20 protein-coding genes are annotated in these 22353 nt (G+C 75.6%); 11 read left to right on the forward strand and 9 right to left on the reverse strand.

The annotated features are described in order from the left end of the window. Positions 1–15 precede the first annotated feature (15 nt). The 4 genes from G339_RS0122700 to G339_RS0122715 all read right to left on the reverse strand — a co-directional run bounded on the left by G339_RS0122700 (position 16) and on the right by G339_RS0122715 (position 5899). Positions 16–1350: an amidohydrolase family protein gene (locus tag G339_RS0122700; protein WP_019633363.1), complete on the reverse strand. Its 1335-nt coding sequence runs from the start codon at positions 1348–1350 to the stop codon at positions 16–18. Positions 1351–1474: 124 nt separating this feature from the next. Then, positions 1475–2533 carry an acyl-CoA dehydrogenase family protein gene (locus G339_RS0122705; protein WP_019633364.1) on the reverse strand — a complete coding sequence of 353 codons (1059 nt, stop codon included), beginning with the start codon at positions 2531–2533 and terminating at the stop codon, positions 1475–1477. Then, positions 2530–3747, reverse strand: a complete 1218-nt coding sequence (locus G339_RS0122710; protein WP_205625614.1) for an acyl-CoA dehydrogenase family protein — start codon at positions 3745–3747, stop codon at positions 2530–2532. Before G339_RS0122710 ends, G339_RS0122705 begins: the two co-directional genes overlap by 4 nt. Before the next feature lie 73 nt (positions 3748–3820). Then, positions 3821–5899 carry a HelD family protein gene (locus G339_RS0122715; RefSeq protein WP_019633366.1) on the reverse strand — a complete coding sequence of 693 codons (2079 nt, stop codon included), beginning with the start codon at positions 5897–5899 and terminating at the stop codon, positions 3821–3823. A gap of 159 nt (positions 5900–6058) precedes the next feature. Between G339_RS0122715 and G339_RS0122720 the strand changes: the two genes are divergently transcribed. From G339_RS0122720 to G339_RS0122740, 5 genes are all read left to right on the forward strand, one after another. Beyond that, complete coding sequence (locus tag G339_RS0122720) at positions 6059–6928, forward strand: hypothetical protein (RefSeq protein WP_019633367.1); 870 nt, start codon at positions 6059–6061, stop codon at positions 6926–6928. After that, entirely contained in the window at positions 6915–7712 is a 798-nt protein-coding gene (locus G339_RS0122725; protein WP_019633368.1) for an ATP-binding cassette domain-containing protein, read from the forward strand. The genes G339_RS0122720 and G339_RS0122725 overlap by 14 nt, the downstream gene beginning before the upstream one ends. Positions 7713–7790: 78 nt before the next feature. Next, a complete protein-coding gene (locus G339_RS0122730) occupies positions 7791–8372 on the forward strand; it encodes a TetR/AcrR family transcriptional regulator (protein ID WP_019633369.1) in 582 nt (193 codons plus the stop codon). Positions 8373–8426: 54 nt separating this feature from the next. Continuing rightward, positions 8427–9608, forward strand: a complete 1182-nt coding sequence (locus tag G339_RS0122735) for an acyl-CoA dehydrogenase family protein (RefSeq protein ID WP_019633370.1) — start codon at positions 8427–8429, stop codon at positions 9606–9608. A gap of 92 nt (positions 9609–9700) precedes the next feature. After that, positions 9701–10129, forward strand: a complete 429-nt coding sequence (locus tag G339_RS0122740) for an SRPBCC family protein (protein WP_019633371.1) — start codon at positions 9701–9703, stop codon at positions 10127–10129. A 6-nt stretch (positions 10130–10135) separates the two neighbouring features. On the opposite strand, the gene G339_RS0122745 is transcribed toward G339_RS0122740, so the two are convergent. Beyond that, positions 10136–11077, reverse strand: a complete 942-nt coding sequence (locus G339_RS0122745) for an alpha/beta hydrolase (protein ID WP_019633372.1) — start codon at positions 11075–11077, stop codon at positions 10136–10138. Between the two features lie 484 nt (positions 11078–11561). Between G339_RS0122745 and G339_RS0122750 the strand changes: the two genes are divergently transcribed. Further along, positions 11562–12710: a globin domain-containing protein gene (locus G339_RS0122750; RefSeq protein WP_019633373.1), complete on the forward strand. Its 1149-nt coding sequence runs from the start codon at positions 11562–11564 to the stop codon at positions 12708–12710. A gap of 96 nt (positions 12711–12806) precedes the next feature. Here the strand turns inward: G339_RS0122750 and G339_RS0122755 are convergent, their stop codons facing one another. Then, complete coding sequence (locus tag G339_RS0122755; protein ID WP_019633374.1) at positions 12807–13640, reverse strand: helix-turn-helix transcriptional regulator; 834 nt, start codon at positions 13638–13640, stop codon at positions 12807–12809. Between the two features lie 79 nt (positions 13641–13719). Next, complete coding sequence (locus G339_RS0122760) at positions 13720–14454, reverse strand: dienelactone hydrolase family protein (protein WP_033324004.1); 735 nt, start codon at positions 14452–14454, stop codon at positions 13720–13722. A 132-nt stretch (positions 14455–14586) separates the two neighbouring features. Between G339_RS0122760 and thyX the strand changes: the two genes are divergently transcribed. After that, on the forward strand, positions 14587–15384 hold the full coding sequence (gene thyX, locus G339_RS0122765; protein ID WP_019633376.1) for an FAD-dependent thymidylate synthase: 798 nt from the start codon (positions 14587–14589) through the stop codon (positions 15382–15384). Positions 15385–15394: 10 nt separating this feature from the next. Then, a complete protein-coding gene (locus G339_RS0122770) occupies positions 15395–16363 on the forward strand; it encodes a helix-turn-helix transcriptional regulator (RefSeq protein WP_019633377.1) in 969 nt (322 codons plus the stop codon). Here G339_RS0122770 and G339_RS0122775 read toward each other — a convergent pair. Beyond that, positions 16354–17265 carry an SDR family oxidoreductase gene (locus G339_RS0122775; RefSeq protein ID WP_019633378.1) on the reverse strand — a complete coding sequence of 304 codons (912 nt, stop codon included), beginning with the start codon at positions 17263–17265 and terminating at the stop codon, positions 16354–16356. The two genes, G339_RS0122770 and G339_RS0122775, sit on opposite strands and share 10 nt — an antisense overlap. Before the next feature lie 64 nt (positions 17266–17329). Beyond that, positions 17330–19510 (reverse strand): anthranilate synthase component I, encoded by a 2181-nt coding sequence (locus G339_RS0122780; RefSeq protein ID WP_019633379.1) that lies wholly within the window; start codon positions 19508–19510, stop codon positions 17330–17332. A gap of 263 nt (positions 19511–19773) precedes the next feature. On the opposite strand from G339_RS0122780, the gene G339_RS0122785 reads away from it, so the two are divergent. The 3 genes from G339_RS0122785 (at position 19774) to mctP (ending at position 22307) form a co-directional block, all read left to right on the forward strand. Next, positions 19774–20346 (forward strand): VOC family protein, encoded by a 573-nt coding sequence (locus G339_RS0122785; protein ID WP_019633380.1) that lies wholly within the window; start codon positions 19774–19776, stop codon positions 20344–20346. A gap of 121 nt (positions 20347–20467) precedes the next feature. Further along, positions 20468–20692: a DUF3311 domain-containing protein gene (locus tag G339_RS0122790; RefSeq protein ID WP_019633381.1), complete on the forward strand. Its 225-nt coding sequence runs from the start codon at positions 20468–20470 to the stop codon at positions 20690–20692. 4 nt (positions 20693–20696) lie between these two features. After that, complete coding sequence (gene mctP / locus G339_RS0122795) at positions 20697–22307, forward strand: monocarboxylate uptake permease MctP (RefSeq protein ID WP_019633382.1); 1611 nt, start codon at positions 20697–20699, stop codon at positions 22305–22307. Positions 22308–22353 lie beyond the last annotated feature (46 nt).

The raw sequence follows: 22353 nt of genomic DNA on the forward strand, positions 1-22353 counted from the left end.
GCTCCACGGGCGGGCTCAGCGGGCGGGGGCGGTGAACTCGGGGGCGGCGGCGACGGCGCGGGCGACGAGGTCGCGTTCGTCCACGCGGGTGCTGTAGCCGCCGCTGATCACCGTCTCGCCGCCGACCAGGACGGTGTCGACGGCCCGCGCGCTGCCGGTGGTGAGCAGCGTCGCGCCGGGGTCGTGGACGGGCACGCACGCCAGGTCCCGGTCGAACCGCAGGAGCACGAGGTCGGCCTGGATGCCGGGGACGACGCCCTCGGGCCGCTCCTCCATGCCGAGGACGGCGTTCGCGCCGTTCGTCGCCAGCCCCATCATCTGCGCGAACCCGAGCAGGTCGGAGCGGCGGTGCGCGGCGCGCTGCAGGTACGCGCCGATCCGCAGCGTCTCCAGCGCGTCCTGGGTGTCGTTGCTGGCGGCGCCGTCCACGCCGAGGCCGACGCGCAGTCCCGCCGCCAGCATCTCCGGGACGGGCGCGACGCCGCTGCCGAGCCGCATGTTGCTGAGCGGGTTGTAGGAGACGCCGACGCGGTGCTCGGCCAGGACGCGCCGCCCCTCGGCGTCCAGCGCGACGCAGTGGACGGCCAGCAGCCGGTCCCACAGGAACCCGGCGTCGGCCAGGTAGCGGACGGCGCCGACGCCCGCGTGCTCGCGGCACATCTCGTCGTCGGTGGGCGTCTCCAGCAGGTGCAGGGTGGCGGTCATGCCGCGTTCCTCGGCGAACGCGCGGACGGCGCGCAGCCCGTCGGCGGTGACCGAGCGCGGGTTGGGCAGCGCGACGCCGATCCCCACGCGGGTGCCGCGGACGGCGGCGGCGAGGTCGTCGATGTGGCCGAAGGCGTCGTCGAGGGGTTCCATGAGGCGGGGTTCGAAGCCCCAGCGGCGTGTGGCGTCGGGTCGGTCCGCGACGCCCCGGCAGACGAGCGCGCGGACGCCGGTGTCGGCGAGCGCGGCGAGGACCGCGTCGTGGACGGCGCGCGACGGGTGCGGCCACATGTGCTCGACCAGCGCGGTCGTGCCGCTGCGCAGCGCCTCGACGGACGCGGCGGCGGCCGCCGCGTACGCCTGCTCGGGGGTGAGCGCGACGGTGCCCTCGGCGACGTGCCGGAGCCAGCGGATGAGCGGTTCGCCCTCGGCGAGGCCCCGCATGACGGCCTGGTGCAGGTGGGTGTGGGTGTTGACCAGGCCGGGGACGAGGTGGCCGCCCGCGCCGGGCAGGACGGTCCCGGCGGCGGGCCGCAGCCCGTGCGGCTCGACGGCGGCGACGCGGCCGCCGCGCAGCCGGACGTCCTGCCCGGCGAGCCACCGGCCCTGCGACCACACGGTCACGTCGCTGATCACGTCGGGCATGCTCACGGGCGGTCCTCTCTGCGGGGTCCGGCCCAGTCAAGCGGGCGGCGCGCGGGCGGCCAACGGACGTCCCGACGAATCCGGGCGCGCTCGGCGGCCCGGATTCGTCGGATCGTCCCGCCCGTCAGGCGGGCAGGTCCACCAGCCCGGCGAGGGCGGCCCGGTGGCGGTCGGCGGTGCCGAGCGCGATGGACGCGGCCTTGGCGCGCTTGAGGTACAGGTGCGCGGGGTGCTCCCAGGTGAACCCGATGCCGCCGTGCATCTGGACGCATTCCTCGGCGGCGCGGACGGCCAGCGGCGAGCAGTGCGCCTGCGCGACGGCGGCGGCGACCGGGAGGTCGGCGTCGCCGCGCGCCGCGCACCCGGCGGCGTACCGGACGACGGCGCGGCCCTGGGTGACCGACGCCCACAGGTCCGCGAGCCGGTGTTTGAGCGCCTGGTAGGACCCGACCGGGCGGCCGAACTGGTAGCGGGTCCTGACGTACTCGACGGTCATCGCCAGGCAGCGTTCGGCGACGCCGAGCTGCTCGGCGGCCAGCAGCGCCGCGCCGGTGGTGAGGGCGGCGTCCAGCGCGTCCGCGCCGCCGACGCGGACGGCGGGCGCGCCGGAGAACGCGACGTCCGACAGCCGCCGCGTCATGTCCAGCGCGGTGACCTCGGTGGCGCGGACGCCGGGCGCGGACGCGTCCACCGTGTAGAGGCCGCCGTCGTCGGCGGGGACGACGAACGCGGTCGCGACCGCCGCGTCCGCGACGGCGGTGACGACGCCGGTCAGCGCGCCGCCGTCGGCGCGGACGCCGCCGGGGCGCGCGCCGGGCGCGGTGCTGAGCGGCACGGCAAGCACGGCGGCGGCGTCGGCGGCGAGGTCGGGCGCGCCCGCCGCGAGCAGCGCGGCGGTGCCGAGGACGGCGGAGCCGAGGAACGGGACGGGCGCGACGGCGCGGCCCAGTTCCTCCAGCACCACCGAGGTCTCCCGCCAGGACGCGCCCGCTCCCCCGGCCGCCTCGGGCACGGGCAGCGCGGTGACGCCCATGTCGCCGAGGCGCTTCCACAGCGCGGCGTCGTAGGGGGCGTCCCGCTCGGTCCCGGCGAGGACGTCGGTCCAGGGGCAGGTGTCGTCGAGCAGCGAGCGGACCCCGGCGCGCAGGTCGTCCTCGATCTCGGAGTACAGCAGGTCGCTCACTTGGGCAGGTCCTTCCAGGGCACGTCCTTGTCGACGCGGATCTCGGCGGGCAGCCCGAGGACCCGTTCGGCGATGATGTTGCGCAGGATCTCCGAGGTGCCGCCCTCGATGGAGTTGCCCTTGGCCCGCAGGTAGCGGTAGCCGGGCGAGCGGCGGGTGAAGTCGACCTCGGCGGGACGGCGCATCGTCCAGTCGTCGTGGCGCAGGCCGTCCTCGCCGAGCAGCTCCAGCTCCAGGCCGGAGATCTCCTGGTTGAGGCGGGCGAACGCGAGCTTGGCGGCCGACCCCTCGGGGCCGGGGCCGCCCGCGGCGAGCTGGCGGCGCAGCCGCTCGCCGGTGAGCCGCGCGGCCTCCGCCTCCGCCCACAGCCGCAGCAGCGTCTCGTGCAGGCCGGGGGTGCGCAGGTCCGGCCGGTCCCGCCACAGCTTGGCGACGACCCCGATCATGCCGCCCTCGCGCGGGGCGGCCTGGCCGCCGATCGCGACGCGCTCGTTCATCAGGGTGGTGGTGGCGACGCGCCAGCCGTCCCCGACCTCGCCGAGGCGGTGCTCGTCGGGGACGCGGACGCCGGTGAGGAACACCTCGTTGAACTCGGCCTCGCCGGTGAGCTGCCGCAGCGGGCGGACCTCGACGCCGGGCGCGGTCATGTCGCAGACGAAGTAGGTCATGCCGCGGTGCTTGGGGACGCCGGGGTCGGTGCGGGCGACGAGGATGGCGTAGCGGGCCTCGTGCGCCATCGACGTCCAGACCTTCTGGCCGTCCACGACCCAGCCGTCGCCGTCGCGGACGGCGCGGGTGCCGAGCGCGGCCAGGTCCGAGCCCGCGCCGGGCTCGGAGAAGAGCTGGCACCAGATCTCCTCGCCGGTCCACAGCGGGCGCAGGAACCGGGCGCGCTGCTCGGGCGTGCCGAACGCCAGGATCGTCGGGGCGGCCATGCCGAGGCCGATGCCGTTGCGCTCGGGGTGGTTCGTCGGCGCGCCCGCCTCGGCGAACCGCCGGTCCACGGCGGGCTGCAGCGCGCGGGGCGCGCCGAGCCCGCCCAGCCCCTCGGGGTAGTGGACCCAGGCCAGCCCCGCGTCGAACCGGGCGCGCAGGAACTCGCGCGGCTCGGTCTCGGCGGGGTCGTGGCCGGCCAGGAACGCTGCGACGCGCCGGTCGAGCTCGGCGGCATCGGGCGGTGCTGTGCTCACGGACGGACCTCCAGAACAGGACATACCAACCGGTCGGTATGTGCCTCCACCCTAGGAACCGGGGCGGGGGCCCGTCAACGCTCCGGGTCGGGCGGCGTCAGGCCAGCCCGGCCGGGAGGTCGCCCGCGTGCAGGACGGTCAGGGACGTGACGGCCCTGGTCAGCACCACGTACAGCCGCGCCGCGCCGCGCTCCTCGGCGGCGGCGATCCCGGCGGGGTCGGCGACGACGACGTGGTCGTACTCCAGGCCCTTGGCGACGGTCGCGGGGACGACCCACAGCCGCTCGTCGCCGGGCGTCGCGGTCCCGTCCGCGCCCAGCGTCCCGTGCGGGACGCCCGCGTCTTCGAGCGCCGCCGCGCAGGCCGCCACCGCCGCGTCCGGCGCGATCACCGCGACCGAGCCGGGCCGCTCCAGCGCCGCGCGCGCCGCGTCCGGGACCGCGCCGACCGGGTCGGGGACGCGCCGCACCGCCAGCGACCCCGCGCCGGGCCGCAGCGAGCGCGGCGCGGCCAGCCCCGGCGCGATGCCCGGCAGCAGCCGCGCGGCGAAGTCCAGCACCTCCCCCGGCACCCGGAACCCGGTGGCCAGCTCGGTGACTTCGCCGTCCAGGCCCAGGTGCTCCAGGACCTCCCGCCACGACCGCGCCGACCACGGCGTCGTGCCCTGCGCCAGGTCCCCGAGGACGGTCGCGGACCCGCCCGCGCAGCGGCGGCCGAGGGCGCGGAGCTGCATCGGGGACAGGTCCTGCGCCTCGTCGGCGACCAGGTGGCCGAGCGCGGGGGTGCGCTCCATGAGGTCGGCCAGCTCGTCCAGCAGGGCGCGGTCGGCGCGGGTCCAGCGCGCCGACCGGTGCGACCGGTAGGGCTTGGCCCACAGCAGGGCGGCCCGCTCGTCGTCGTCGAGCGCGCCGCGCGCGGCGGTGCGCAGGAACTCCGCGTCCGACCAGAGCCGGTACAGCACCTGCTCGGGCGTCAGCTTCGGCCAGACGCGTTCCAGCAGTTCCTTGACGGGCTTGGACCGGGCGACCTGGTCCTGGACGCGGTCGTCGGGGGCCTCGCCGCGCCGCTCCATCCGGACCAGGATCTGGTGGGCGAGGCGCTGCGCGAACATCGCCCGCCCGGCCGCGTAGCGGACGGTGCCGCGCAGCGCGGCGGCCGTCTCGCGGACCTCGTGCTCGTCCAGCCGGTACCGGGCGATGCCCCGGGTGACCAGCAGGCCCTCGGTCGGCTTGGCGATGTGCAGCCACAGCGCGCGGCGCAGCACGCCGGCCAGCCGCGCGTCGCCCTTGAGCGCGGCGACCGGCGCGGCTTCCTCGGCGGTCGGCGCGCCGAGCAGGTCGTCCACGGTGGCCTGCTCGACGCGGACCTCGCCGAGCGCGGGCAGCACCGCCGCGATGTAGGCCAGGAACGCCCGGTTCGGCCCGACGATCAGCACGCCGGACCGGGCCAGCCGCTCGCGGTGGGTGAACAGCAGGTACGCGGCGCGGTGCAGGCCGACGGCGGTCTTGCCGGTGCCCGGCGCGCCCTGGACGCACAGCGTGGTCGGCAGCTCGGCGCGGACCAGGACGTCCTGCTCGGGCTGGATCGTGGCGACGATGTCGCGCATCGGGCCGGTGCGCGGGCGCTCGATCTCGGCGGTGAGCAGCGCGGACGTGCCGAGCGCGCGGCCGTCCAGCGGCTCGTCCTCGAACGCGGTCAGCGCCCCGCCCCGGAACCCGAAGCGGCGGCGGCGCGCCCAGCCCATCGGGTCGGCGGGGCCCGCCTGGTAGAAGGCGCGGGAGACGGGGGCGCGCCAGTCCAGCACGAGGGGGCGGCCGGCGTCGCCGTCGTGGACGTGGCGGCGGCCGATGTGGAGGGCGGCGGGCAGGTCGTCGTCCGCCCCCGGCGCCGCGTCCGCCGTGGCGGGGGCGCGGTCGAGGCGGCCGAAGAACAGCGGGGTGTCGGGGTGGTCGGCGAGGGCGGCGACGCGCTGGTCCAGCAGCGACTCCAGGAACTGGCGCGACACCCAGTCGGCGGCGGTGTCGGCCGTCAGGGACGCGGCGCTCTCGCGCATCGCGCGCAGCGCGGCGCGGGCCTCGGCGAGGTAGGCGCGCTCGGCCTCGAGCACCGCCGTTTCCCCGGCCGGGTTGTCGGTGGGACGGGCGGGGTCGGGTTCGTCGGGTTTCTCCCCGGGCATGCGGACGGACCTCCGGACGAGGGTGTGGAAGAAGGCGGAACGGACCAGCCTAGCGGAGTCGGCGCAGGGCGTTGCCCGGTCGCGGCGGCGTCACTATCGTGGGAGTCCGCAGTGACCCACATCACATGACCGGCGGCTCCCGGAGGTGCGATGCGACCCGTGCGTGCCCGACACCGTCCGCCGCCCGCCGTCCCCGCGCTGCTCGCGGCCGCGCTCGCCGCCCTCGCGCTCCTGGCCGCCGCCGGACTCCCCCGCGCCGAGGTCCTGCCGGGCCTGGCGACGGGCGCGGCGGGCGCGGCGCTCGCGCTGCTGGCGCTCGTCCCGCTCACCGGGCCGGACGGGCCGGTCACCTTCGCGCCGCTCGCGGTCGCCGGGGCGAGCGCGGCGGTGTGCGGGGCGTGCGGGGCCTCCCCCGCGACCTGGTGGACCGCCGGGCCCGGCGCGGCCGCCGCCGGGGCGCTGCTCGCACGCGTCCCGCGCGGACCCCGGGCACGCCGCAACGCGGGGACGAGTCCCGTTCAGATGAGCCCTTTGGGGATGAGACCCGTAAACCCGAGTCCCGTGGGGATGAGGCCGGTGGGGATGAGCCCCGGGCCGATGAGTCCCGTGGTGATGAGTGCCGTGCTGGTCGGCGCCGTGTTCGCGCTGCCCGCCGCGCCGCGGCCGCCGTCCGGCGGGCTCGCGGCGGCCGCCGTCGCGCTGGCGGCCGCGGTCGCGGCGCTCGTCGGCGTCGCGCGCGCGGGCGGGCGCGGACGGCTGGCGGTGGCCGTGCTGGACCGCGCGGACGCGGCGGCGCTGCTCGGCGTCCGCGCGGGCGCGGTCCGCGCCGCGCTCGGCGCGTGCTCGGCGGGGATCGCCGGGGCGGCCGGGCCGCCGCTGGCCGCCGCCGCCCGCACCGGCCCGGCCCTGCCCGGCGTGCCGCCCGGCGCGCTGCCGGGCGCGGTCGCGCTGGCGCTCGGCGCGGGCGTCGCGCTCGTCGCGGCGCGCCGCGCGCCCCGGCTCCGGACGGCGGCCGATGCGCGGCGCTGACCCAGAACCCGCGGAGTCCGCGGAACTGCGCGCGGACGGCCTGACGGTCCGGTTCGGCGCGGTCACCGCCGTCGACGCCGTCGACCTGGTCGCCCACCCCGGCGAGGTGACCGGCCTGGTCGGCGCGCCCGGCGCGGGCAAGACCGCGCTGTCGGACGCCCTCACCGGCCTGCTGCGCCCCGCCGCGGGGACCGTCCGCCTCGCCGGGGCCGACGTCACCGCCGCCCCGCCCCGCGCGCGGGCGCGGCGCGGCCTGGCCCGCACGTTCGCCGAGCCCGCGCCGTTCGGGTCGCTGACCGTCCGCGACAACGTGCGCGCCGCGGTGGAGATCCACGCCCGGACCCGGCCGGTCGCCGGGCGGGGCCCGGCGGACCGGCGCGCCCGGCGGCGCGCGCTGCGCCGCGCGGCGGCCGCGACCGCCGACGCGCTGCTGGACCGCGCCGGGATCGCCGCGTGGGCGGGCGTCCGCGCCGCCGCCGTCCCGGCCGACGCGGCGCGGCTGCTGGACATCGCCCGCGCCCTCGCGACGCGGCCGCGCGTGCTGCTGCTGGACGACCCGTCGGCGGGGCTGCCCGCCGCCGGGGCGCGGGCGCTGGAGGTGCTGCTGCGCGACCTGGCCGCCGACGGCCTCGCGGTCGTGCTGGCCGACCGGGAGCTGGAGCGCGTCCTCGGCGTCTGCGACACCCTGTACGTCCTGGACCGGGGCCGGGTCGTGGCGGCGGGCCCGCCCGCGCGCGTCCGCGCGGACCCGGCGGCCCGCGCCGCGCTCGCCATGCCCGGCTGACCAGCCCGCACGGGTCCGCCCGCGGGCGATAATCGGGACGCGGGCACGGTTTCCGCAGTCGTCCTCCGGAGGTTTCACATGGGTTCCCCGCCGCGCCCGGTGCGCGACGCGCTGCTGGACGCCGCCGCCGACCTGCTCGTCCGGCGCGGGTACCGGGGGGTGCGCATGCAGGACGTGGCGGCCGCGGCGGGCGTCAGCCGGCAGACCGTCTACAACGAGTTCGGCGACAAGTGGGGCCTGGCGAGCGCCGTGGTGATGCGCGACAATGACCGCTACCTCGACGGCATCGACCGCATCCTGGCCGAGCACGGCGACCTGTACGCGGCGGTCGTCGCGGCGGTGGAGTTCACGCTGGAGCTGTCGGCGGACGACCCCATCAAGAAGGTCGTGCTGACCGGCGCGGGCGGCGACGAGCTGCTGCCGCTGCTGACGACGCGCGCCGAGCCGGTGCTGTTCGCCGCGCGCGCCCGCATCGTGGAGCACGCGCTGGCGCGCTGGCCGGAGCTGGACCGGCCGGGGTTCGCCGACGCGGCCGACGCGGCCGTCCGGCTGGTGATGAGCCACATCGTGCTGCCGTCGTCGCCGCCGGACCGCACCGCGCGGCTGATCGCGCGCCTGGTCGTCCGCTACCTGGACCTGCCCGCCCCGCCGGGTCAGTGACCACTTACCGCCGTGCGCTACGGTGGACCGAACGACGTTCGGAGGAGGTTTCGGGTGGACTTCGACCTGCCGGAGAGCGCGCTCGCGGTCCGCGAGGGCGTCCGCGCCATCGCCGCGAAGTACGACCAGGCGTACTGGGACCGCTGCGACGCCGACAAGCGCTGGCCCGAGGAGGTCTGGGCCGAGCTCGTCGCGGGCGGCTGGCACAGCCTGGCGATCCCCGAGGAGCACGGCGGCGCGGGCCAGGGCCTGCTGGAGCTGGCCGTCGCGCTGGAGAGCCTGGCGGCGGGCGGCGCGGGCGGGGCCGCGTCCTTCCTCTACCTGCTGACGCCCGCGTTCGGCGGCCTGACCGTCGCCCGGCACGGCACCGACGCGCAGAAGCGCGAGTTCCTGCCCGCCATCGCGGCGGGCGAGCTGGAGACGTGCTTCGCCGTCACCGAGCCCGACGCGGGCAGCAACGCCATGAACATCACCACCCACGCCCGGCGCGACGGCGGCGACTACCTGGTCAGCGGGCAGAAGATCTGGATCTCCGGCGTCGAGCGCGCCGACTTCCTCGTCCTGGTCGCCCGGACGATCCCCGCCGCCGAGGCCCGCCCCCGCACCAACGGCTTCACGGTGCTGCTCGTGGACGTCAGGGAGGCCGTCGCCGCCGGGACGCTCAGCTACCGGCCCATCCCCAAGCTCGGCACCAACACCGTCGCGTCGAACATGGTGTTCCTCGACGACGTCCGCGTCCCCGCCGACCGCGTCCTCGGCGAACCCGACCGGGGCTTCGCCGTCCTGTGGGACATCCTCAACCCCGAACGCGTCCTCGCCGCCGCGGGCGGCGTCGGCTCCGCCGAGCTGATCCTGGAGATCGCCGCCGCCTACGCCCGCGAGCGCGCCCCCTTCGGCACCCCCATCGGCGCGAACCAGGCCGTCGCGTTCCCCCTCGCCAAGATCAAGGCGCAGGTCGAACTCGCCCGGCTCATGGCGTACAAGGCCGCCTGGCTGTGGGACCGGGGACGGCCCTGCGGCTCGGAGGCCAACATCGCCAAGCTCACCGCCGCCGACGCGGGCTGGCAGGCCGCCGACCGCGCCTTCCAGACCTTCGGCGGCATGGCCTACTCCCTGGAGTACCCGATCGCCCGCATGTTCCGGGACGCCCGCATCGCCAAGAACATCCCGGTCGCCGAGGAACTCGTCCTCGCGCACATCGCCCAGCACGAGCTGAACCTCCCCCGCTCGTACTGAACCGCCGCCGAAACGTCGGCATCGGGGTGTTGCCCGGATCACATCCACGGCGCAGCATGGGAGAAATCCCCGCCCGCGCCGAGGAGCCCCCGATGCCGACGCCGTACGCCAGCGCCGTCCTCAACGCCACCGCCGACGAGGTGTGGGCCTACGTCCGCGACTTCGGCAACGCCGAATGGCTGCCCGGCCTGGACACCGGCGTCATCGAGGACGGCGGCCCCGCCGACCGCGTCGGCTGCGTCCGGCGGCTCATCGGCCCCGGCTCGGTGTTCCGCGAGCGCCTCACCGCCCTCGACGACGCCGCCCGCTCCCTGTCCTACGAGATCCTGGAGTGCCCGCTGCCGATCCGCGCCGGCCGCGCGCGGCTGCGCGTCGCGCCCGTCACCGGGACCGGGCAGGCGTTCGTCGAGTGGCAGGGCGTCATCACCGCCGACCCCGCCGACGAGGAGGCGATGGAGAAGACGTTCGCGGGCGGCCTCTACGGCGGCGGCCTGGAATCCCTCGCCCGCCGCTTCGCCTGACGCCGCTCAGGCCGGCGCGACGTCCCGCGTCCCGAACGCCGCGCGCAGCCGCCCCACGGCCCACTCCCGCGCCGCCGCGCCGGTGTCGAACAGCTCCGGCAGCAGGAAGAACGAGTGGACGACGCCCGGGAAGCAGCGGTGCGCGACCGGCACCCCGGCCGCCGCGAGCCGCCGCGCGTAGGCGTCGCCCTCGTCGCGCAGGATGTCGTACTCGGCGGTGACGACCGTCGCGGGCGCGACGCCCGACAGGTCCGGGGCGCGCAGCGGCGCGAGCAGCGGGTCGGCCGGGTCCGCGCCCGCCCGGTACAGCTCCATGAACCGCGCCATCTCCTCGCCGTCCAGCCCGTACCCGGACCCGTAGTCCCGCCAGCTCGGCGTGTCGCGCGCGGTGTCGGTCACCGGGTAGACGAGGAGCTGGTGCGCCAGGTCCACGCCCCGGTCGCGGGCGAGCAGCGCGACGACGGCCGCCAGGTTCCCGCCCGCGCTGTCCCCGCCGACCGCCAGCCGCGCCGGGTCGGCCCCGAACCGGCCCGGGTCGGCGGCGACCGCCTCGGTCACCGCCCACGCGTCCCGCACCGCCGCCGGGAACGGGTGCTCGGGCGCGAGCCGGTAGTCGACCGACAGCACCGCGCAGCCCGCCTCCGCCGCCAGGTCGCGGCACGAGACGTCCACGTTCTCCAGTCCCCCGAGCACCCAGCCGCCGCCGTGCAGGTACACCAGCGCGGGCAGCGGCGCGCCCGCGGGCTCCGGCCGGTACAGCCGGACGGGCACCGGCCCGTCCGGACCGTCCACCGCGAGGTCGGCGACGCGCGGCAGCGGGCGGCGCTCGACCGGGTACTCCAGGTTCAGGACGCGCCGGGACTCCTCGATCGAGGGCGGCTCCGCGGCGAGCGCCCGCATCCCCGCCAACTGCTCCAGGAAGCGCGCGGTCTGGGGGTGCAACGCCATCGACGTCCTCCTCGGCTAGGGCTCGGGCACCGGTGCGGTTCCCCGCGTGGCCGCGTCCAATCGTGGCCCGCCCGACATCCCGGTGACTCCCCGCGCATCCTGCCGTGCCACCGGCCCGCGCGCCGTGACGCGGGACACGCCGCGCCGCGCCGCGGCCCCGGTGGAGGAATCACCACCCGGAACAAGGATCTTCCACCACTTTCCCGAAGGATCGCCCAGCAAGATCATGTGATCACATTTACCGCAACCCGCACCGACTCGACAAATACCGATCAGTATCCTTCCTCCCGGCCAGCAATGCTCCCATTACTGGAAATCCTGATCCGATTACTCTTCGAAGCGGCCTGCGTGTCTTGCCGGGAATCGGTTGAGTACCTGCGACGATCGGTGCGAGAATCTCACCGAGTCGGACGACCGGGGGCACAAGGGGTGCCGGGGAACACCGATCGGCCGTGGACGAAGCCTTGGGGGGCGTGACCGGTAAATGTCCGTGGAACCCGAAATACTCAAAGCGACATTCCTGCCCGGCGACGAGTCGGAGGACAAGGCCGCCGCATATTTCTACGGCCGCCTCTTCGCCGCGGAACCGCGCCTGCGCACGCTGTTCCCGCCCGCGATGGACGTCACGCGCGACCGCCTCTTCCGCACCCTCACCCAGATCGTCTTCCACGCCGACGACCCCGCGGCGCTCACCGACCGCCTCGCCCCGCTCGGCCGCGCCCACCGCAAGTACGGCGTCCTGCCCGAGCACTACCCCGCGTTCGGCGCCGCGCTCGTCGCCACCCTGCGCCGCTTCGCCGGCCCCGCCTGGAGCCCCGCCGCCGAGGCCGCCTGGACCGCCGCCTACGCCCGCGCCGCCGAGACCATGATCGAGGCCGCCGCCGAGGACGCCCGCACCAGCCCGCCCTGGTGGGTCGCCGAGGTCGTCGCCCACGACCGCCGCCGCGCCGACCTCGCCGTCCTCACCCTCGCGCCCGAGCGCCCCTACCCCTTCGCCGCCGGACAGCACGCCGCCGTCCAGACGTCCCGCTGGCCCCGCGTCTGGCGGCCCTACTCCATCGCCAACGCGCCGCGCCCCGACGGCACGCTGCGGCTCCACGTCCGGTCCGTCCCCGGCGGCTGGGTCAGCGGCGCGCTCGTCCGCGAGACCCGCGCGGGCGACACCGTCCTGCTCGGCCCGCCCGCCGGCGACCTCGCCCCCGAGCGCGCGGGCCGCGACCTGCTGCTGCTCGCGGGCGGCACCGGACTCGCCCCGCTCAAGGCCGTCGCCCAGCACGCCGCCGCCGCGGACGACGGCCGCGCCGTCCGGCTCTACGCCGGCGCGCGCACCGGCGACGACCTCTATGACCTGCCCGACCTGCGCTTCCTGGAGGCCGCGCACGACCGCGTCGAGGTCACCGCCGTCCCCGGCGACACCCTCGGCCCGCTGCCCGACGCGCTGCCCGGCCTGCTGGAGGACGTCCCCGACCTCGAGGACCACGACGTCCTGGTCGCCGGACCCCCCGAGATGGTCCGCCGCACCCTCGACGTCCTCGACCGCTCCGGCGTCCCGCCCGAGCGCGTCCGCCACGACCTGGCGTCCCACGGCGACACCGTCGTGCCCCGCGACCCGCGGGCCGTCGCGCACGCCTGACCGGACGCACCGAGACCGGCCCGGCGCGGAGGGGAGCCGCACCGGGCGCCGGAGGGGGAGGACGGCCCCGGCCTGTGGCGCGGGCAGGTCGGGGCCTCACCCGTCCGCGGGAGGGCGCCGCCGCGCGGCGGCGCCCTCCCGCAGGAACTCCCCCGTCGCCGCGTCGGCGGGATAGAACGACTCGATCGCCAGCTCCGCGACCGTGATGTCCAGCGGGCTGCCGAACGTCGCGATCGTGCTGAAGAACGACAGCTCCCGCCCGTCCACCCGCATCCGCAGCGGCACCAGCACCTCGTTCCCGGCGGGCGGCGGGAACGCGTCGCCGGGCGGCCCCGCGTCGGGGTAGTCGCGCAGCTCCCGGTACAGGGCGGTGAGCGCCGCGTCCCCGGTCAGCGCCACATGGCGGCGCAGCCGCCCGATCATGTGCGCGCGCCACTCCGGCAGGTTGACGACGTTCCGCGCCATCCCCGCCGGGTGCATGCTCAGCCGCAGGACGTTCAGCGGCGGACGCAGCAGCTCCGCCGGCGCCCCTTGGAGGAACAGCCCCGCCGCCTCGTTGGACTCCACCAGGTTCCAGAACCGGTCCACCACGACCGCCGGGTACGGCTCGTGGCCGGCCAGCACCTGCCGCAGCGCGGCGCGCACCGCGTCCATCCGGGGCTCCTCGATCGGCGTCTCGGCGTACACCGGCGCGTACCCGGCGGCGACGAGCATCAGGTTCCGGTCGCGCAGCGGGACGTCCAGGTGCTCGGCGAGGCGCAGCACCATCTCCCGGCTCGGCGCGGACCGGCCCGTCTCCAGGAAGCTGAGGTGCCGGGTGGACACGTCGGCCTCGGCGGCGAGTTCGAGCTGGCTCATCCGGCGGCGGCGCCGCCACTCCCGCAGGTGGTCCCCCACCGGGCGGACGTCCGCGAGCGAAACGGTGGTCATCGTGGTCACGGCGTCACCGTAGCCGCGAAGCGGTCATCGCGGCCATGACGTCCGAGGTCATGGCCGCCGCCCGACGCCTTTACGTTGTAGATCCGTTTTGTCCGGCCAGATGGGTGCCGAAGAACGCGAAGATCCGCTCCCACGCGTCGTCCGCCCGCTCCAGCCCCTCGCCGATGCCCATCAGGACCTTCGCGACCGGCCCGAGCGGCGCGGGGACGACCTGGTCCGTCCCGGTGAGGAAGCTGTGCCCCGCCTCCGGGTACTCCTTCACGTCGTGCTCGACGCCCAGCACCGTCAGCGTCCGGTCCAGCCTGCGGGCCGCGCCGATCAGCGAGCGGTCCTTCTTCCCGTAGCTCGCCACGATCGGGCACGCCCCTGCCAGCACCTCCTCCGCGTGCCGGGGCAGGATGCCGTAGTTGACGGCCGCCGCGTCGAAGTCGTACTTCGCCGCAGCGACCAGCGCGAACCCGCCGCCCATGCAGAACCCGATCACCCCGACCCGACCGGTGCAGTCCGGCCGCGCGGCCAGCCACGCCCGCGCCGCCTCGATGAACGCGAAACTCGGGCCGCGCCGCGCGAGCAGGTCGCGGAACGCCTTGCGGACGCAGCGGATCCACGGCTTCCCGTCGTACAGGTCCGGCATCAGCGCCAGGTAGCCGTGCGCGGCGAGCCGGTCGGCCTGCGCCCGCATGTCGGCGTTCGCGCCGAACGACTCGAACACCACGACGACGGCGGGCCACGGCCCCTCCCCCGCCGGGACGGCGAGGTAGGCGGGCCGCTCGACGCCGCCCACGGAAATGGAAATGTCTGTCATGGCGCTCCACCCTGGCGCAGCGCCGCGCCCGGGGCCAGCGGATGGCCGGACCCCGCCGCGTCGCGTGCGTCACGTCGCGGACACCGCCGCGACCTGGTTACCTTGAGGGTCGTCGCGACCAGAGGGAGTGCAGTGAAGAGCGTCGAACCCGAGGTGTTCCTCGTGGCCAAGCCGGAACTCGACTACGCCGAGGTCGCCCGGTACCTGAGTGACGTCGGCGGCGGGAGCTGGCTGGAGCGCCTGGACCGGGGCGACCTCGACGCGGAGCTGAACGACCCGCAGAACCTCGCGGAGTTCGCCGGGCGGCTGTGCTACCGGTCGTGGGAGCCGGGGCTGAACCCCAACGTCGTGCGCGTCCGCACCGACCAGGACGAGTACCTGCGGAACATCCTGCGGAGCATGCACGGGTCGGTGCTGGAGCACGTCAGCTTCAGCTTCGTCCTGCACAACGTCAGCCGCGTCCTCACCCACGAGCTGGTCCGGCACCGGCCGGGCGTCGCGATCTCGCAGGAGTCGATGCGGTTCGTGCGCCTCCAGGACATCCCGTTCTGGTTCCCCGAGTGGGCGCGCGAGGACGCCGAGCTGATGAAGCGCGCGACCGCGATGCTGGAGCAGATGGAGGAGTTCCAGCTCTGGATGGCCGACCACTTCGGCCTCGACGACGAGGGCGTGCCCTTCAAGGAGAAGAAGCACCGCACGTCGTTCATGCGCCGGTTCGCGCCCGAGGGCGTCGGCACCGGCCTGGTGTGGACGGCGAACGTCCGCACGCTCCGCCACACCATCGAGGCGCGCACCGCCGAGGGGGCCGAGGAAGAAATCCGGCTGCTGTTCGGGAGGATCGGCGAGCTGATGCGCGCCGAGGCCCCCGCGCTGTTCGGCGACTACGAGGTCGAGGACGGCGCGTGGGTGCCGCGCTGGCGCAAGGTCTGAGCGGACGCCCGTGCGCGCGGCGCGGCTGATCTCGCTCGTCCTGCTGCTGCAGGCGCGCGGGTCGATGACGGCGGCGGAGCTGGCCGCCGAGCTGGAGGTCTCCGAGCGGACCGTCCACCGCGACGTCGAGGCGCTGTCGGCGGCGGGCGTCCCGGTCTACGCCGACCGGGGCAGGCACGGCGGGTTCCGGCTGCTGGACGGGTACCGCACGCGGCTGACCGGGCTGAGCCGCGCCGAGGCCGAGGCGCTGTTCCTGGCGGGCCTGCCCGGCCCGGTCGCCGACATGGGCCTGGGCGAGGCGGTGTCGGCGGCCGAGCTGAAGGTCGTCGCGGCGCTGCCCGCCGCGCTGCGGGACGCGCCCGCCCGCGCGGCGCAGCGGTTCCACCTGGACGCGTCCGGCTGGCACACCGCTCCCCCGCCGCCCGCGCCGCTGCCGGAGCTGGCCCGCGCGGTGTGGGACGACGCGGTGGTGGAGCTGCGCTACCGGCGGCCGTCCGGCGAGGAGGTGGAGCGGACCGCCGACCCGTACGGCCTCGTGCTGAAGAACGCCACCTGGTACCTGGTCGCGGCGGTCGGCGGGCAGCTCCGCACCTACCGCGCGGACCGCGTCGCCGCCGTCCGCGCGACGGGCGCGGTGTTCGAGCGCGACGCCGCGTTCGACCTGGCCGCGTACTGGGCCGGGCACGCGGACGCGTTCCTGCGCGCGATGTTCCGCGAGCGCGTCGAGCTGCGGCTGAGCCCGGCGGGCCTGCGCGTCCTGCGGCACGCGGTGGACGGGTACGCGGCGCGGTGCGCGGCCGAGGCCGCCGGGGAGCCGGACGCGGACGGCTGGGTGCGGACGACGCTGCCCGTCGAGTCCGCGGACATCGCCTTCCACGAGCTGCTGCGCCTCGGCCCGGAGGCCGAGGTGCTCGCGCCGGCGGCGCTGCGCGCCCGCCTCGCCGAGGCGGGCGCGCGGCTCGCGGCCCTCTACCGGTAGCCCGCCGTGTCGGCGGTCTTGCCGGCCAGCGTGATCTCGTTGATGTAGCGCCACACGTCCGGGCGGCTGCCGTCCACGTCGGTGAACCCGAACTCCTTCGCCAGTTCCCCCGACGACACCGACGCGCCGTTCCAGCGCTCCTTCAGGGGGTCGGCGGCGAGCGCGGCGACGGCCCGGCCCACGTACATCGGCGTCTCCGACAGCGCGAAGTGGTGGTCCTTCGCCGCGCCCTCCTGCCAGTTCTCCTCGGTGACGCCGAAGTGCTCCAGCATCGCCTCCGACCGCAGGAAGCCGGGCGTGATCGACAGCGCCGTCCCGCCGAGCGGGCCGATCTCGACGGCCTGCGCGTTGGCCAGCCGGATCACCGCCGACTTGGCGATGTCGAAGAACGGCCCGCACTCCTTGCGGTACTTGGCGTTGAACTCGGCCGTCCCGTCGGTGACCTCCACGACGAGCCCGCCGGGGTTCTCCAGCAGCAGCGGCAGCGCCCGGTGGCTGGTGATGAGGTGGGTGTCGACGGCGAGGCGCAGCAGGCGCAGCCCGTCCTCCAGCGGCTGCTCCCACAGCGGCTTGTCGAACTCGAACAGCGAGTCGCCGCCCCAGATGTCGTTGACGAGCACGTCCAGCCGGCCGTGCTCGGACCGGATGCGCGCCACGAGCGCCGACACGGCGTCCGGGTCGAGGTGGTCGGTGGGGACGGCGACGCCGGTGCCGCCCGCCGCCGTGACGCGCTCGGCGGTCTCCTCGATCGTCTCGGACCGGTTCATCTCCGAGCGGTGCTCGCGGGTCGTGCGACCGGTGCAGTAGACGACGTGCCCGGCCTCGCCGAGCGCGGTGGCGATGCCCCGGCCCGCGCCGCGCGTCGCCCCCGCGACCAGGCAGATCTTCGCAGTGGATTCCATGCGGACCATGCTGCCCGGGAAACATGCCAACGAGTGTCATGTTTCCCGGGCCGGTCCGCCCGGATCAGGACCGGGCGAGCCGCAGCACGTTCCCGACGATCGTGTGCCCCGCGTCGCCCGCCGCCGTCAGGATCGACTCCGGGTGGAACTGCACCGCCCACCGCCGCCGCGTCCGGTCCTCGACCGCCATCACCACGTCGCCGGTCAGCGCCGTCACCTCGAACCCGCGCACCCGGTCCGGGGTGGCGTGCAGCGAGTGGTAGCGGGCGGCGGTGAACTGGTCCGGCAGGCCCGCGAACAGCGCGCCGCCCGCGACCTTCACCTCGCCGGGCTTGCCGTGCGCGGGCTCGGGCAGCAGCGCCAGCTCGCCGCCCGCGTGCTCGACCATCGCCTGGAGGCCGAGGCACACGCCGAACACCGGCAGGCCCCGCGCGTCCAGGGCGTCCAGCAGCGCGCCGGTCGCGAAGTCCTCCGGACGGCCCGGCCCCGGCGACAGGACGACCAGGTCGGGCGCCTGCTCGTCCAGCATCCGCTCGGGGAAGCCGTGCCGCAGCGTCACCACGTCCGCGCCCTGCTGCCGGAAGTAGTCGGCGAGGGTGTTGACGAACGAGTCCTCGTGGTCGACCAGCAGGACCTTCATCCCCGCGCCGGGCCGCTCGGCGGGCGCGGGCGCGGGCCCGGGGGCCGTCGCGGCGGCGGCGCGCTCGGCGTCGGCGAGGGCGCCCAGCAGCGCGCTCGCCTTCAGGTGCGTCTCGCGCTCCTCCTCCTCGGGGTCGGAGTCGTACAGCAGCGTCGCGCCCGCCCGGACCGTCGCGACGCCGTCGCGGATCTGCGCGGTCCGCAGCGTCAGGCCCGTGTTCATCGAGCCGTCGAAGCCGACGCAGCCGACCGCACCGCCGTACCAGCGGCGCGGGGCGTCCTCGTGGTCCTCGATGAACTGCATCGCCCACGTCTTCGGCGCGCCCGTCACCGTCACCGCCCACATGTGGGTGAGGAACGCGTCGAACGCGTCGAACCCGGGGCGCAGCCGGCCCTCGATGTGGTCGACGGTGTGGATCAGGCGCGAGTACATCTCGATCTGGCGGCGGCCGAGGACCTTCACGCTGCCCGGAACGCAGATCCGCGACTTGTCGTTGCGGTCGACGTCCGTACACATGGTCAGCTCGGACTCGTCCTTGGCGGACGAGAGGATCGTGCGGATCTGCTCGGCGTCCTCCAGCGCGTCCGCGCCGCGCCGGATCGTCCCCGCGATCGGGCACGTCTCGACGCGGTCGCCGGACACGCGCACGAACATCTCCGGCGACGCGCCGACCAGGTACTCGCCGTCGCCGAGGTTGAACATGAACTCGAACGGCGCCGGGTTGGACTCGCGCAGCCGCTCGAAGAACGCGGCGGGCGACGAGCAGCGGCCGTACATCGCGTGGCCCGGCGTCACCTCGAACAGGTCGCCGCGCACGAACCGCTCCTTCGCGCCGCGCACCATCTCGGCGTACACGCCGGGGACGGGCTGCGGCGGCAGCGGCGCGGGCTCGCGGACCGGCACCGGGTCGGTGCCGCGCGGCAGCCCGGCGGTGTCGCCGCCGTCCGGCGTCGCGAAGTCGTAGGACATGCGGTGGGAGGTCTCGCGCTTGCGGTCCACGACGACCATCTCGTCCGCGAGGTGCAGGACGAGGTCGCGCTGGTCCTCGGGGCGCTCCAGCCGGGTGCGCAGCGGCTCGAACTGCAGCGACAGGTCGTAGCCGAACGCGCCGTACAGGCCGAGGTGCGGGTCGTCGCAGCGGAACAGGTCCACGATCGCGCGGAGCGCGGTGAAGACGGTGGGGCGGCGGCTGCGCTCCTCCTCGGTGAAGAACTCGTCCGAGGGCGGGACGTACACCGCGACGCGGCGGGGACCGGCGTCGCGGGCCTCGGCGACCGGGGCGAGGGCCCGCGCGACGGCGGGCAGCAGCACCGCGCCGCGCGCGTTCAGCGCGGTGACCGCGACGTCGCGGCCGCGCGCGACGACCTCCAGGCACGGGTCGACATAGGCCATGTGCCAGCGGCTGTAGCGGCCGGGATACTCCATCCCGGAGGACAGGACACCGCCGCGCCGCTCCCCCACGGCGGCGACGAGCGCGTTCAGGACGTCGGACTTGCGCTCGGGATCGACCGGCGCGGCCGTGCGGGTGACGCGGACGCCCCCGCCCGTGGTGAAGCGCTCGGTGGTGAAGAGCTGGGTCGCCGGGTGCTGCTCGGTGGTGTCCACCGTGGTGGCCCCTCGTGTCGGGCCCCCGCCCACGGCCGGATACGCGAAGCGACCGCCGGGGCGGAGGCGGTCGCTGGATGTCATGCGTGCGAGAACCGGCGGCGCCTCAGCGGCGCCACCACCACTGGCGATGACCGGTTCGCATGCGCCGACCCTACCCGGTCGCCGGGGCGCGGCCAAGTCGCCGCGCGGGGGTTCAGTTCCGGGTCGGATGCTGCGAGGATGAGACAAAAGCAATCACTTATCTCACCGGAGGGACGGCCGTGGCCGGGGCGAACACCGAGTTCGAGCTGCGCGGGGTGAACCACCTCGCCCTCGTCTGCCGGGACATGAAGGCGACCGTGGACTTCTACCAGGGCGTCCTCGGCATGCCGCTGATCAAGACGATCGAGCTGCCGATGGGCTGGGGCCAGCACTTCTTCTTCGACTGCGGCGGCGGGGACGCGCTCGCGTTCTTCTGGTTCCCGGACGCGCCCGAGCCCGTCCCCGGCGTCAGCGCGCCGAAGGACCTGCCCGACCGGGGCGAGCTGGTGTCGGCGATCGGGTCGATGAACCACGTCGCGTTCGACGTGCCGCCGGAGCGGATCGAGGAGTACCGCGACCGGCTCGTCGCCAAGGGGATCGACGTGGGCGTCGTCCTCAACCACGACGACAGCGAGTTCGGCGTCGCGCGCGACGTCCACGACGGCGTGTTCGTCCGGTCGATCTACTTCAAGGACCCGGACGGCGTCCTCGTGGAGTTCGCCGCGTGGCGGCGGCGGCCGGGCGGGCTGCCCGGCGACGTCCGGCACGAGCCGAAGACCGCCGCCGACCGCACGGGGCCGCCCGCGACCTGACCCGCGTCCCGACTCCTGACAGAACGGCCCGTCGAGTCGCGACGCGGCCGAGACCGGTCCGTGACCGGTCCGTGGATACCCTCGCGCCGCCCGCCCCCGGACGCACGAGGAGGCCACCCGCATGACCGAGAAGGACGCACCACCGCAGAACCGGCGAACCGATCGGAGCCCCTGGAACTGGCTGCTGCTCGTCCCGATCGTCCTGCCGCTGACCGTCCCGCTCTTCGACCGCGACGGCCCGCGCGTGGCCGGATTCCCCGCCTTCTACTGGATCCAGTTCGCGTTCATCCCGGTCGGGGTCGTCTGCACGCTCGTCGTGTACCGCGCGACGCGGAAGCGGGGCTGAGCCGGTGTCGGACGCGCACATCGTCGAACTCGTCGTGTTCGGCGCGCTGTTCCTGCTCGTCAGCGGCCTCGGCTTCTACGCGGCGCGGTGGCGGCGCGGCGGCGGTCTGGACACGCTCGACGAGTGGGGCCTCGGCGGCCGCTCGTTCGGGAGCTGGATCACCTGGTTCCTCATCGGCGGCGACCTCTACACCGCCTACACGTTCGTCGCGGTGCCCGCGCTGGTGTTCGGGGCGGGCGCGGCGGGGTTCTACGCGGTGCCGTACACGATCGTCGTGTACCCGCTGGTGTTCCTCGTGCTGGTCCGGCTGTGGTCGGTGTCGCACGTCCACGGGTTCGTGACGCCCGCCGACTTCGTCCGGGCGCGGTTCGGGTCGCCCGCGCTCGCGCTGGCCGTCGCGGTCACCGGGATCGTCGCGACGATGCCGTACATCGCGCTGCAGCTCGTCGGCATCGAGGCGGTGCTGAAGTCGATGGAGGTCGGCGGGCACTGGCCGCTCGTCATCGCGTTCGGCGTCCTCGCCGCGTACACCTACCAGTCGGGGCTGCGCGCGCCCGCGCTCATCGCGTTCGTGAAGGACGCGCTGATCTACCTCGTCGTCATCGTCGCGGTGCTGTACCTGCCCGCCAAGCTCGGCGGCTGGAACCACATCTTCGACGCGGCGCAGACGAAGTTCGCCAAGACGCCCGCCCCGGCGGACGGGATCACGCTCGGCGGCAGCGGCCGCGTCAACTACGCGATGCTCGCGCTCGGCTCCGCGCTCGCGCTGTTCCTCTACCCGCACAGCGTCACCGGCGCGCTCGCGAGCCGCAACCGGGGCACGATCAAGCGGAACATGTCCGCGCTGCCCGCGTACAGCCTCGTCCTCGGCCTCATCGCGCTGCTCGGGCTCATGGCCGTCGCGGCGGGCGTGACGCCGCTGAAGGACGGCGGGACGCCCGACACCAACACCGTCGTGCCGCTGCTGTTCGACCAGATGTTCCCGAGCTGGTTCGCCGGGGTCGCCTACGCGGCGATCGGGATCGGCGCGCTCGTCCCGGCGGCGATCATGTCGATCGCGGCGGCGAACCTGTTCACCCGCAACATCTACACCGAGTTCCTGCGGCCCGGCGCGAGCGAGCGGGAGGAGGCGCGCGTCAGCAAGCTGGCGTCGCTGGTCGTCAAGGTCGGCGCGGTGGCGTGCATCCTGCTGCTCGACCCGCAGTTCTCCATCGACCTGCAGCTCATCGGCGGGGTCATCATCCTGCAGACGCTGCCGTCGGTCGGGCTCGGGCTCGTCACCCGGTGGTTCCACCGCTGGGGGCTCGTCGCAGGCTGGGCGGCGGGTCTGGCCGCCGGGCTGTGGATGCTGTACCGGATTCCGAATCCGGCCAAGCACAAGGAGCACTTCGGCGGGTCGGCCTATCCGCTGAGCGACCTCGGGTTCGACACCGGGACGACCGTGTACGTCGGGATGCTCGCGCTGGCCGTCAACCTGGTCGTGGCCGTCGCCGCGACGGTCGCGCTGCGCGCCGCGAGCGCCCCGGACGGGGCCGACGCGACGCGGGACGCCGACTACCTCGCCGACGAGGGCGATCCGCGCGTCAAGGACCTCGACCTCGCGGCGGGCGCCTGACGCCGGACGCGGCGAGGGGGACCGGCGGCCGCCGGTCCCCCTCGCT

It is taken from the genome of Actinomadura atramentaria DSM 43919 (genome assembly GCF_000381885.1).
In the GTDB taxonomy this organism is placed as follows: Bacteria; Actinomycetota; Actinomycetes; order Streptosporangiales; family Streptosporangiaceae; genus Spirillospora; species Spirillospora atramentaria.